The organism is Microbacterium sp. WCS2018Hpa-23, assembly GCF_031843845.1.
Lineage (GTDB): Bacteria > Actinomycetota > Actinomycetes > Actinomycetales > Microbacteriaceae > Microbacterium.
The window spans coordinates 1-11,968 of the sequence record NZ_JAVTIZ010000005.1 but is presented as its reverse complement, the minus strand read 5'-3'; the positions used below and the strand labels follow the sequence as shown (position 1 = coordinate 11,968).

Here is an 11,968-nt window from a genome sequence, read left to right as displayed (position 1 = left end):
CAGTGGAGCACCTTGTCGTGTCCCGGCCGGCCGCTCAGGGAAGCAGGCCGGCGCGGCGCGCCTTCGTCACGGCAGCGTGACGGGTCGATGCATCGAGCTTCGACATCGCGGTGCCGAGGTACGCCTTGACCGTTCCCTCGCGCAGGCCGAGCTGGCTGGCGATCTCGGCGTTGGTCGCTCCCAGGGCGGCGCAGGCGAGCACATCGGTCTCCCGGCGGGAGAGGTGGACGGTGGGGATCGGTCCGGTCGAAGGTGCGACGGCATCCTCCGCGAGCAGAACGAGTCGGCGCTCGACCTGGGCGATGCGTGCCCGCAGATCCGCGTCGTCCACGGATGCCGCGATGCTGCGCAGCTCGGCGAAGCTCTCGCGCAGCTCTTCGCGCTGGCGCGGGGCGACGGATTCGGGGCCGGGGGAGACGGAGCGCAGACGCCGGTCGACCTCGTCGCGGATGCGGAGCTCCTCCGCGACGGAGTGCGCGACCTGCATCGCAGGGGCGGTCGTGACGCCACCGACGGGCGTCTTCTCCCACGCGCCGGCGTAGAGGACGCCGCGGGGGCGACCGCTCACCACGATGGGCAGCGCCAAGAGGGTCCGCAGCCCCTCGCCGAGGACGAAGACGTCGTAGTCGTGGGTGATCTGCTGCGAGGAGCCGTAGTCGTTGGTCATGCGAGGGCGGAGTTCCATCATCGCCCGACCGCCCAGCCCGCGCTCCGGCCGCACCCTGAGGCCATCGAGGCTGCGGGTGCGATTGCCGACGATGCTCGTGACGCTGACCACGCCCTCATCGATCAGGCCCCCGAATGCGACGGGGAACCGGGTGCGCTGAGCGAGCTCGCGCACCGCTCTGGCGACGAGCTCGGTCTCGGATTCCATCCCTGTCGTCGTGCTCACGACTACCTACTTTCGGGGGTGACGGCCCTGTTCCCCGTTTCGTAGCGTCGACCCTACCATTCGCCCGGCACACGAGGGCGAGCCGTAGACCATGAGGCAAGGAGGCCCCATGACCGACCATTCACCTGCCGATCGGGCAGGAGCGATCGACTACATCGCCGTCGAGGAATCGCCACGATTCCGAGAGCTGAAGAAGACCCAGCGTTCGTTCATCTTCCCGCTCGCTGCATTCTTCCTCATCTGGTATTTCGTCTATGTCCTGCTCGCGGCATTCGCGACGGATTTCATGTCGCAGCGGGTGTGGGGCGATATCACCGTCGGGCTCCTGATGGGACTCGGACAATTCGTCACGACGTTCGCGATCACGATGGGATACGTCGCTTTCGCCAACCGAAAGCTCGACCCGATAGCCACGGAAGTCCGTGAAGAGCTCGAGAAGGCGGAGGCCGGCGCATGAATCTCCTTCACGCGGCGACCGAACAGCCGACCGTCGAAAGCAATCCCGTCCTCAACATCTCGATATTCGCGGCATTCGTCGCGGTGACGCTGTTCATCGTGATCCGCGCCAGCCGCAACAACAAGACCGCGGCCGACTACTACGCGGCCGGACGTTCGTTCACAGGCCCCCAGAACGGGTTCGCGATCGCGGGAGACTACCTGTCCGCCGCGTCGTTCCTCGGAATCTGCGGTGCGATCGCGATCAACGGCTATGACGGCTTCCTCTATTCGATCGGGTTCCTCGTCGCCTGGCTGGTCGCGCTGCTGCTCGTCGCCGAGATGATGCGCAACACGGGCAAGTTCACGATGGCCGACGTGCTGTCGTTCCGGCTCAAGCAGAAGCCCGTGCGCATGGCAGCGGCGATCACCACACTCGCCGTCTGCTTCTTCTATCTGCTCGCGCAGATGGCGGGAGCCGGTGGCCTGGTGTCGCTGCTGCTCGGCATCGACGGCAGGATCGGACAGTCGATCGTGATCGCGGTGGTCGGCGTGCTGATGATCGTCTACGTCCTCATCGGCGGTATGAAGGGCACCACCTGGGTGCAGATCGTGAAGGCGTTCCTGCTCATCGGCGGCGCCATCGCGATGACGATCTGGGTGCTCGCGATCAACGGGTTCAGCCTGAACACGCTGCTCGAGGCGGCCGTCGCCAACTCCGACAAGGGTGATGCGATCCTGGGGCCAGGCCTACAGTACGGTGCGAACCCCTGGGACTTCCTGTCGCTGGGCATGGCGCTCGTGCTGGGAACCGCCGGACTCCCGCACGTGCTGATGCGCTTCTACACGGTCCCGACGGCGAAGGAGGCCCGTCGCTCGGTGGTCTGGGCCATCTGGCTCATCGGCGGCTTCTACCTGCTGACCCTCGTGCTCGGCTACGGCGCCGGCGCCCTCGTCGGGGCCGACGTCATCGCGGCGGCTCCCGGTGGGCCGAACTCCGCGGCTCCGCTCCTCGCGCTGTACCTCGGCGGGCCCGTGCTGCTGGGATTCATCTCGGCTGTCGCGTTCGCGACGATCCTCGCGGTCGTGGCGGGGCTCACGATCACGGCGGCCGCATCGTTCGCGCATGACATCTACGCGAACGTGATCCAGAAGGGCCGCAAGGATGCGGCAGGCAACGCCGTCGAGCCCGACCCGAACGGCGAGGTGCGGGTCGCACGGCGCACGGTGGTCGTGATCGGCATCCTGGCGATCGTCGGCGGCATCGGCGCGCAGGGGCAGAACATCGCCTTCCTCGTCGCACTGGCGTTCGCGGTCGCCGCCTCGGCGAATCTGCCCACCATCCTCTACTCGCTGTTCTGGCGCCGCTTCAACACCCGGGGTGCCGTGTGGAGCATGTACGGCGGGCTCGCTGCGGCGATCATCCTGATCGTGCTGTCGCCGGTGTTCTCGGGGTCGCCCACGTCGATGATCCCCGGGATCGACATCGTGCTCTGGCCGATGAACAACCCCGGGATCGTCTCGATACCGCTCGGGTTCTTCCTCGGCTGGCTCGGCACGATCACGAGTCGGCAGAAGGAGTCCCCGGCGCTCGCCGCAGAGATGGAGGTACGTTCGCTCACCGGATTCGGTGCCGAGAAGGCGACGGATCACTGATCTGCACCGAGAGCTCGGGCCGCAAGAGGCGGTGAACAGCACGTGGACCCCGACGGCCTACTCGTCGGGGTCCACGTCGTCGGTCGGTGCTCAGCCGTGGGACTCGAGGTCGAGCAGGAACGTCTTCCGTTCGGGGTGCGCGCCGTACTGCCCGGGGCTTCCGTCCGACCTCACCACGCGGTGCACCGGAACGATGACGGAGAACGGCGTGAGTCTGCAGGCCGTCCCGACCGCACGCGCGGCACCGGGGCGACCGGCGAGCACCGCGACCTCGCCGTAGCTGAGCCTCTGCCCCCATTCGATCGTGCTGATCGTCTGCAGCGCGGCGCGGGCGAAACCGGTGCTGAGACGCCAGTCGAAGCGCAGGTGCTCGTCGAAGCGCACCGGGGCGCCGTCGAAGTAGTCGTGGAGGAGGTGCGCGAGCTCGTCTGCCGCTCCAGGGTCGGGCTCGGGGACGGAGTGCAGCTGGCCGGAGACGTTCTCGAGGAGCCAGGGGACGGACGGGTCGTCGGATTCCGAGAGGTCGAATCGGACGATCCCCTCGTCGGAGAACACGGCGAGGGCGTCTCCGAAGGGGGTCGGTGCGAAGTCGTAGCGGAAGGTCATGCCTCCATACTGACCTCCGCGGCCGCCCCTCGACGTGCGCGATCACGGTGCCGGGGGAGAGCCCGTCGCCACGTCTCGGCCGTGCAGGAGCAGTCCTCCGCGCATCCGTGTGCCTCCGACCGCCCTCAGAGGGGCGGAAATACGGTGAAACCCGCCCGGGATACCGCCGTCTCGGCGAGGCGCGCTTAGTGTGTGAGGTGTGTGGCGACGTGAAGGCAAGGCTGCGGATGATGCAGCGACCGATGCCTCAGCGACCCTGAGTGCGCCGCCCGAGCCCGTCGTCGGCTTCGGGATCGCCCACGCCGCAGAGGCCGAGCGCACGCGTCTGCGTGCCGAAGCCGCCGACCTCGGTGGCTTGTCGCCCCTCGTGACGTTCCGAGACACCGTCGAATCGGGCATCGACATCTCCAAGGCGCACCCGGGCAGTCTTCCCCAGTTCATCACCGGAAAGTCGACGCTCCTGTCGAACCTCTTCCGCGACGAGGTCGGTCTTCGGACCGCTCGGCTCGCGGCCGAGCGGATCACGGCGAAGAACACGGAGCTCCGCACCGTCCGAGGCATCGAGGCCGTGCATCTCGCCGTCGGCGTCGCGGGATGGCGCATCGGCGGCGCAGACTTCGCGGCTCCCGTCCTGCTCCGTCCGCTCGCCATCCGTCGTCACCACACCGACTTCGAGCTCAAGCTGCAGGGGGCCTTCGAGGTCAACCCCGAGCTGGTGCGCATCGCCCGCGAGCACTTCGGCATCACGATCGATGCCGCAGCGCTGGCCGCGCTCGCGTACGACGGCGGGATATTCAAGCCGCAGCCCGTGATCGACAGCCTTCGGGCGACCACACGATCGATCGACACGTTCACGGTCCTCCCGAGACTCGTGGTCTCGACGTTCGCGGACGTCGGCGGTGCGATGGCGCGCGACGGCGGCAGCCTCGACCACATCGTGCTCAATGCGCTCGCCGGGCACGTGGGCGACCGCGAGCAGGTCTCGGCGCGCAGACCGGAGCCGCACCACACCGGACCGGACGACCGTGCGCCTGCATCCGACAACCTCCTGCTCGACGCGGATGCCGAGCAGGAAGCACTGCTCGCCAAGATCGCCGCCGGGCATTCCCTCACCGTCGCGACGCTCCCCGGCACCGGTGGCACGCAGACCGTGATCAACGCGCTCGGCGAACTGGTGCGCAACGGCAAGCGCGTTCTGGTCGTGTCGGCGAGACGGTCGACGCTCGACGGAGTGCGGCATCGTCTGGCAGGCATCGGACTCGACAGCCTGGCCGTGTCGCCAGCGAGCGTCCGCCGTGACCTCGTGCGCGCGATCGGACGCAACGAGAAGGCGACAGCACCGAAGGTGAGTGACGTCGACGACGCGCTGGTGCGGCTGCGTACCGTGCTGCGCGACTATCGTCAGGCGCTCACGTCTCCTGTCGCGGGGACCACATCGTCCGTGCTCGACGCCACACGCCATCTCACGCGGCTCGCGTCGCTGCCCACTCCGCCGTCGACCACGGCACGGCTCAGCATCGAGACTCTGCGCCGCCTGGCCGATGACCGCTCCTCGGCAGCGGCGGCCCTCGCGTATGCGGCTCGTCTCGGCGAGTTCCGCTTCGGCCCGAACGACTCGCCCTGGTACGGGGTCACGTTCTCGAGCACCGAGGCCGCAAAGTCCGCTCATCAGCTCGCCGGACGGCTGCATTCCGACAGCGTCCCTGCACTGCTCGAGCGCGGCTACGCCCTCATCGCGCAGACGCACATGCGTCCGTTCTCGACAATCGACGAGCTCGGTGAGTACCTGCGGCTGCTGCAGGGCATCCGGGACTCCCTCGATCGCTTCAGCCCGACGGTGTTCGAGCGCCCACTGGGGGAGCTGATCCAGGCGCACGGGTCCCGACGCGACGCGCCCAACATGTCGGGTGCGAACCGACGTCGTCTTCGTCGTCTCGCCAAGGAGTACGTACGCCCCGGCGTGCACGTCACCGAGATGCACGAGTCGCTGCTCCGCATCCAGGCACAGCGCACGCAGTGGCAGCGCTGTGTGGAGGCAGGCGTCGCGCCCGAGGTCCCGCTCGGACTCGCCGACGTCTACGCCTCATGGCAGCGGGTGACGGCCGAGCTGGCCGAGCTCGACGTCGCCCTCGGTCGCCGTGAGCCGCTCTCGACCCTGCCCGTCGAGCGACTCGTGCGGACCCTGGCAGGCCTCGCGGCCAAGTCCGACGTCTTCGACAACCTCGTCGAGCGCGCACAGCTGCGCGATCGCCTCGCCGACCTGGGGCTCGAGCCGCTGCTCGCGGAGCTCTCGGTGCGCCATGTCTCCGAGGCCCGCGTAGGGGACGAGCTGGAGTTCGCCTGGTGGCAGACGCTGCTCGAGCGCGCCCTGCAGGACGACCGTGCTCTTCTGGGCGCGAACACCGCTGTGGTCGACCGTCTCGAGCGCGACTTCCGTCTCGTCGATGAGGCGCACGCGGCGATGGCGGGCCCGCTGCTCGCCTGGCAGCTCGCGAACCAGTGGAAGATCGCGATCGTCGACGAGCCGCAGGAGTCGCAGAATCTGCGCCGCGCGCTGAAGCAGCCGGCCACGACCACCGCCGAGATCGTGAGCGCCGCGCCCACCCTCGTCGACGTGCTGGCGCCCGTGTGGATCTCGTCGCCGTATCTCGTGCCGCAGATTCCCGATTCGGTCGAGTTCGACACGGTTCTCCTCGTCGACGCGGCTGCGATCAACCTCGCGGAGGCCGCACCGGCCATCCGCCGTGCGCGCCAGATCGTCGCGTTCGGCGACCCGGTCACGCAGCTCCCCACCCCGTTCCACGTCGCCGTCGACCCCGGCGCCGAGTGGGAGCACGAGGTCCCGTTCGACGCGGTCTCGGTGTTCGAGCGCCTGTCCGAACTGCTCCCGGTGATGACGCTCACGCGCAGCTATCGGGCCGGCGGCGAAGACCTCGCCGAGCTCATCAACGACGCGTTCTACGGCGGCGAGATCGTCTCCCTGCCGTGGGCGGGCTCGTATCTGGGCCGCGGCAGCCTGACCGTCGATTACGTCGAAGGCGGCACCGGAGCCCCCGACCCCATCTCGGGAGCGGTGGAGAGCCCGGATGCCGAGGTCGCCCGTGTGGTCACCCTGGTCGTCGAGCACGCGGTGCACCGCCCGGACGAGTCGCTCATGGTCGTCACCGCCAGCAGGCGCCATGCCGAGCGCGTGCGCGCCGCGGTCACATCGGCGTTCGCCGGCCGTTCCGACGTCGCAGACTTCGTCGGACGCGACACGGCCGAGCCCTTCGCGGTGCTGACTCTCGAAGAGTCCGTGGCGGAGAGCCGTGATCGCGTGATCTTCTCCCTCGGATTCGGTCTCACCAAGCACGGCCGCGTCCTCAGCGACTTCGGCGACCTGTCGACGCCCGACGGCGAGCGGCTGCTCACGGTCGGCATGACCAGAGCGCGCCGCTCGATGGTCATCGTGTCGTCGATCAGACCGTCCTCGTTCGACGACGGCCGCCTCGAGTTCGGCGCCGCCACCCTGATGTCGATCCTCGGCGGCCTGGCCTCCCGGGGGCGCGAGGCGCGCCTCGAGGATCTCGCCGACCCGCTCACTCTCGCGCTCGCGCGCGAGCTGCGCCGCCTGGGTGCGGCCGTGGACGTCGATTACCGCGGTCTCCTGCCACTCGTCGCCCAGCACAAGGGCAAGGCGGTCGTGATCGAGTCCGACCCCGAGTCACGGGGGGAGTCCCTGCGAGAGGCTCTGCGCCTGCGCCCGCACGTGCTGCGCCGCCTCGGCTGGCACTACGTCCGCGTCCACGCCTTCGACCTCTACAGCGATCCCGTGACCGCGGCTGCCCGCATCGCAGAGGTCCTCGGCATCTCGGCATCCGCTGTCCGCGCCGAGAACGACACGCAGCCGATCGATCTCATCGATCCGCAGAATGACTGATCAGCCCGACCCGAGTGCTCCGCGGCAGAAGGTCGTGCGGGTTCCGGGATCCCGCCGCGCGCGATTGACGCCCGTTCCCGGCACGGACATCGACCCGGAGACGGCGGCGACTCAGAAGCCGATCGCGTCGGCCCCTCGCGTGCCGAAGGGACCGAAGGGGCCCAACGACGACCGGCTGATGCAGGACGTGCCTCCCCACTACTGACTCGGATATGACGAAGCGCACGGCCTCCACGGGACCGTGCGCTTCGTATGAATGCGGTGAGCGTCAGCTGCGGGCGTTCCGGGCGAGCAGATCGCGGATCTCGACGAGCAGCTCGGCCTCGGTCGCGGCGGCCGGCTCCTCGGCGGGCTCTTCTGCGGCGGTGCCCTTGCGAGCCTCGACGCGCGCCTTGAACGTGTTCATCGGAAGGACGAAGACGAAGTAGACGACGGCTGCGACGGCGAGGAAGCTGATGATCGCCGAGATCAGGTCGCCGATCGGGAACGTGACCTCGTCGCCGTAGATGTTCTTGACGGTCCAGCCGAACTCGCCGGTGGCGTCGGCCTGGAAGAACAGGGCGACGAGGGGGGTGATGATGCTGTTCACGAGAGCGGTGACGATGGCCGTGAATGCGGTGCCGATGACGACCGCGACAGCCAGGTCGATGATGTTGCCGCGGAGGATGAAGTCCTTGAAACCTTTGAGCATGGGAACCTCCGGAGGTCCGTTGTGGGTCAGGAAGAGGCGGTGCTCGACGCGGGCGCCGGGGTGGCGCTCTTCGTCGGCTCCGACTTCGATGATGCCGGGGTCGATGCCGATGCACCGGACCCTGCCCGCGAGTCGGTGCGATAGAAGCCGGATCCGTTGAACGTCACGCCGATGGATCCGTACTGCTTGCGCAGCTCACCGCCGCACTCGGGGCAGACGGTCAGAGCGTCGTCGGAGAAGCTCTGCACGGCGTCGAAGGCATGGCCGCAGGAACGGCAGGCATAGGCATAGGTGGGCATTGCGGTCCTCGCGGGGGTCAGCGTCGCGACTGCGACAGGAGAAGGGTCTGCGTGGGGGTCACGACGCCGGTGACCGGCTGGTCGTGAACCTCCCGCGGCAGGAAGTCGAGTACCTCGGAATCATAGATGACCGCGTAGACCGGCGGGCACTTCTCCATCGATCCGATCGTCTTGTCGAAGTAGCCGCGGCCCCAGCCCATGCGCATCCCGGTGCGGTCGACGGCCGCGGCGGGGATCACCATCAGATCGACGTCGTTGACGGCGATCGGCCCCAATACCTCGCCGGTCGGCTCCGGAAGCCCGAACAGGCCTTCGGCGACGTCGTCATCGTCGGTCGCGACGGCCCAGTCGAGCAGACCGTCCGCGCGCGTGACGGGAAGGAGCACGCGGATGCCGCGGCGCACTGCGCCGGTCACGAACTCGCGTGTGCCCGGTTCTGTCGTCGTGGAGAGGAAGCACGAGATCGACTGCGCTCCGAGCGATTCGACGAGCTCGTCCAGACGCTGCGTGATGGCTGCAGCTGCGTTCTCCCGCTGCGAGTCGCTGAGCAGCTGGCGGCGCTCGCGGAGCTCGGCACGCAGCGCGCGCTTCTCATGCTCGACGTCATGGGACATGCTTCCGAGTCTACGGCGGCATCCCGGCTAGGCTGTGACGATGGGAACCATGAAGATGAAGGCCGTTATTCCCGCCGCAGGACTGGGGACGCGATTCCTGCCGGCGACGAAGGCGATGCCGAAGGAGATGCTGCCGGTCGTCGACAAGCCGGCGATCCAGTATGTGGTCGAAGAAGCCGCGAGCGCCGGGATCGACGACATCCTCGTCATCATCGGACGCAACAAGAACGCGATCTCGAACCACTTCGACGCGGTGCCGGAGCTCGAGGTCAAGCTCATGGAGAAGGGTGATACCGGTCGCCTGGAGCGTGTCATCCATTCGAGCGACCTCGCCGACATCCACTTCGTCCGCCAGGGCGAGCCCAAGGGGCTCGGGCACGCGGTGCTGCGGGCCCGCACTCACGTCGGAGACAGCTCGTTCGCCGTGCTCCTCGGTGACGACCTCATCGACGAGCGCGACCCGCTGCTGACCGCCATGATCGCCGAGCACGAGCGCAGCGGTGCCGCGGTCATCGCCCTCATGGAGGTGGACCCCGCGAACATCCACATGTACGGCGCCGCAGCCGTCGAGGAGATCGACGGATCCGACTCCGTGCGCGTGACCGGTCTCGTCGAGAAGCCCGCGCAAGAGGACGCACCGTCGAACCTCGCGATCATCGGCCGCTACGTCCTGCCCGCATCGATCTTCGACGTGCTCGAGCACACCGAACCCGGCAAGGGCGGCGAGATCCAGCTCACGGATGCTCTGCAGGAGCTGGCGACCCGGCCCGAGGGCCCCGGCGTCGTCGGCGTGATCTTCCGCGGACGCCGCTACGACACCGGCGACCGCGTCGACTACATCAAGGCGATCGTCCAGCTCGCCTCGGACCGCGACGACCTCGGCCCCGAGCTGCGGCCGTGGCTGAAGGAGTTCGCGGAACGCCTCTAGGCGTCGTCGCGGCGTCGGAGCGCTCGGATGGATCAGGCGACGGGGATGAGGCACGGTCCGATCGAGCTGCGTCTCGTGCGGTCTCGGGATGCCAGGCCGCTGCAGCATGAGCTTCTGAGCAACCGCTCGTGGCTGCAGCCGTGGGAGGCCACCGTCCCGTACGGATCCGTCTCGTTCGACATGCGGCTCAGCATCCGACGTCTGCTCCAGCAGTACCGCGACGGTCAGGGCTACCCGTTCGTCATGGAGTACGACGGAGAGGTCGCCGGGCAGCTCAACGTCTGGGGTGTCTCCCGGGGGTCGCTCTGCTCGGCGACGATCGGCTACTGGGTGAGCGAGCGATTCGCCGGCAAGGGCATCACTCCGACGGCGGTGGCGCTGGCCACGGACGCATGCTTCACCGAGTACGCGCTGCATCGGATGGAGATCTGCATCCGACCCGAGAACGCGGCGAGTCTGCGCGTGGTGCAGAAGTTGGGCTTCCGCTATGAGGGGCTTCGTCGGCGCTACATCCACATCGACGGGGACTGGCGCGACCACTATGCGTTCGCGCTCACTCGGGAGGATGTTCCCCAGGGCGTGCTGGCGCGATGGCTCAACGGTCAGGTTCCCCCGGACGCCGCGACGATCCCTCCGTCGGACCGACTCGCGATCTGAGGGCGCGACACGCCGAACTCGTCGCGACACACGCCCGGACTGAGCCGTGTGAACAGCGATGTTCCCGTACCGTTGTCGACATGGACGGGCCGGTGCTGAGCGGGGGAGTGATAGTCCTCGTCGCCGTGCTCCTGTGGATGCTCTATCTGCTGCCCTCGTGGCGCGGTCGTTTTCAGTACGACGCCGCCGAGCGCAACGCCGTCCGTCTGAACCAGGCTCTGCGTGTCTTGGCCGAGACCAGCGAGACGCCCGGTGAGGTGCGCCTCGAACTGAACGCTCGAACGGCCCTCGCGCAGCAGAAGCTCGCGAAGCGGGTGCAGTCCGAGAAAGAGGCCGCCGAGCTCATGCTTCTCCGCGAGGAGCTCGCGGCCGCCCGGGCGGATCCGGTCGTCCGACAGGCGCGTGCGCGTCGACGGGTGCGCATCGTCTCGACCTCTGTACTCGTTCTGGGACTGGCTCTCACGGGACTCGGTGTGTGGCAGGTCGTCGCGACCCAGGCTCAACTTCTTCTCTGGCTCGGTGGCGCGACAGTATTCGCTGCCGGATTCGCTCTTCAGCGCATGGCGTCGGTTGCGGCTCGTGCCGCTCGGCGACTGGTCGCTCCGATCGAGCAGCCCGTCGCCCGCGTCGAACCGAAGCTGCACGATCAGGGCCGTGCCACCTGGACGCCGCGTCCGCTTCCCGAGCCGTTGGTCTCGGTCGCGGGGTCCCGCGCGCAGGTCGCACGGGCCGAGATGGATGCGCAGGAGGAGCGTCGTACCGCTGCTCGTCTCGCCGAGCTGCGCGAGCGCGCCGAGCGGATGGCGCCGGCGACGCCCGTGCAGATCCCGGCAGCCGCGTCGCCCTTCGCGAAGATGGGTTACGTGGACGACGCCGAGATCGAGGCGCACGTGCGTGACCTGCTCGCGAAGCGCGCAGCCGGCTGATCTCACCGGCACGGGCACCTCTTCCGGCGTGATAGCGTAGAAGACGTCAGGGCCTATGGCGCAGTTGGTAGCGCGCCTCGTTCGCATCGAGGAGGTCAGGGGTTCGAATCCCCTTAGGTCCACCGACAGAAGAGAACCCCCCGAGCGAAGCACGGGGGGTTCTCTTCTGTCTATCAGGCTGAGTGATTCGGGGAGCTTCCGAGCGGAGCACGTGAAGCGGAGTCCCCTTAGGTCCACAGACGAAGAAGCCCTTCCGAGCGCAAGCACGGAGGGGCTTTCTTCGTCTATACGGCTGAGTGATTCGGGGAGCTTCCGAGCGGAGCACGTGAAGCGGAGTCCCCTTAG

At 68.2% G+C, this 11,968-nt stretch carries 12 protein-coding genes and 1 tRNA gene; 8 read left to right on the top strand and 5 right to left on the bottom strand.

What is annotated here, in order from left to right; translation table 11 throughout:
* Positions 1-34: 34 nt before the first annotated feature.
* On the bottom strand, positions 35-892 hold the full coding sequence (locus tag RQG77_RS09255) for a LuxR C-terminal-related transcriptional regulator (protein ID WP_311244468.1): 858 nt from the start codon (positions 890-892) through the stop codon (positions 35-37).
* A 109-nt stretch (positions 893-1,001) separates the two neighbouring features.
* Between RQG77_RS09255 and RQG77_RS09250 the strand changes: the two genes are divergently transcribed.
* Positions 1,002-1,349, top strand: coding sequence for a DUF485 domain-containing protein (locus RQG77_RS09250; RefSeq protein WP_311244467.1), 348 nt, complete (start codon positions 1,002-1,004; stop codon positions 1,347-1,349).
* A complete protein-coding gene (locus RQG77_RS09245) occupies positions 1,346-2,983 on the top strand; it encodes a cation acetate symporter (RefSeq protein ID WP_311244466.1) in 1,638 nt (545 codons plus the stop codon). Before RQG77_RS09250 ends, RQG77_RS09245 begins: the two co-directional genes overlap by 4 nt.
* 90 nt (positions 2,984-3,073) lie before the next feature.
* On the opposite strand, the gene RQG77_RS09240 is transcribed toward RQG77_RS09245, so the two are convergent.
* Positions 3,074-3,589 (bottom strand): methylated-DNA--[protein]-cysteine S-methyltransferase, encoded by a 516-nt coding sequence (locus RQG77_RS09240; protein WP_311244465.1) that lies wholly within the window; start codon positions 3,587-3,589, stop codon positions 3,074-3,076.
* A gap of 199 nt (positions 3,590-3,788) precedes the next feature.
* Here RQG77_RS09240 and RQG77_RS09235 point away from each other — a divergent pair, with 199 nt between their 5' ends.
* Positions 3,789-7,508: an AAA family ATPase gene (locus tag RQG77_RS09235; protein ID WP_396653406.1), complete on the top strand. Its 3,720-nt coding sequence runs from the start codon at positions 3,789-3,791 to the stop codon at positions 7,506-7,508.
* Entirely contained in the window at positions 7,501-7,713 is a 213-nt protein-coding gene (locus RQG77_RS09230) for a hypothetical protein (RefSeq protein ID WP_311244464.1), read from the top strand. Before RQG77_RS09235 ends, RQG77_RS09230 begins: the two co-directional genes overlap by 8 nt.
* Before the next feature lie 63 nt (positions 7,714-7,776).
* Here RQG77_RS09230 and mscL read toward each other — a convergent pair whose 3' ends face one another.
* The 3 genes from mscL to RQG77_RS09215 are packed head-to-tail and all read right to left on the bottom strand — an operon-like array spanning position 7,777 to position 9,112.
* Positions 7,777-8,199, bottom strand: a complete 423-nt coding sequence (gene mscL / locus RQG77_RS09225; RefSeq protein WP_311244463.1) for a large conductance mechanosensitive channel protein MscL — start codon at positions 8,197-8,199, stop codon at positions 7,777-7,779.
* A 26-nt stretch (positions 8,200-8,225) separates the two neighbouring features.
* Entirely contained in the window at positions 8,226-8,498 is a 273-nt protein-coding gene (locus RQG77_RS09220) for an FmdB family zinc ribbon protein (protein ID WP_311244462.1), read from the bottom strand.
* A 17-nt stretch (positions 8,499-8,515) separates the two neighbouring features.
* Positions 8,516-9,112: a 5-formyltetrahydrofolate cyclo-ligase gene (locus RQG77_RS09215; protein ID WP_311244461.1), complete on the bottom strand. Its 597-nt coding sequence runs from the start codon at positions 9,110-9,112 to the stop codon at positions 8,516-8,518.
* Between the two features lie 40 nt (positions 9,113-9,152).
* Between RQG77_RS09215 and galU the strand changes: the two genes are divergently transcribed.
* The 4 genes from galU to RQG77_RS09195 all read left to right on the top strand — a co-directional run bounded on the left by galU (position 9,153) and on the right by RQG77_RS09195 (position 11,745).
* On the top strand, positions 9,153-10,040 hold the full coding sequence (galU, locus tag RQG77_RS09210) for a UTP--glucose-1-phosphate uridylyltransferase GalU (protein ID WP_311244460.1): 888 nt from the start codon (positions 9,153-9,155) through the stop codon (positions 10,038-10,040).
* Between the two features lie 45 nt (positions 10,041-10,085).
* Complete coding sequence (locus RQG77_RS09205; RefSeq protein WP_311244459.1) at positions 10,086-10,697, top strand: GNAT family protein; 612 nt, start codon at positions 10,086-10,088, stop codon at positions 10,695-10,697.
* Positions 10,698-10,777: 80 nt separating this feature from the next.
* Positions 10,778-11,623 carry a hypothetical protein gene (locus tag RQG77_RS09200; protein WP_311244458.1) on the top strand — a complete coding sequence of 282 codons (846 nt, stop codon included), beginning with the start codon at positions 10,778-10,780 and terminating at the stop codon, positions 11,621-11,623.
* A gap of 49 nt (positions 11,624-11,672) precedes the next feature.
* A tRNA-Ala gene (locus RQG77_RS09195) sits at positions 11,673-11,745 on the top strand.
* The last annotated feature ends 223 nt before the right edge of the window (positions 11,746-11,968 follow it).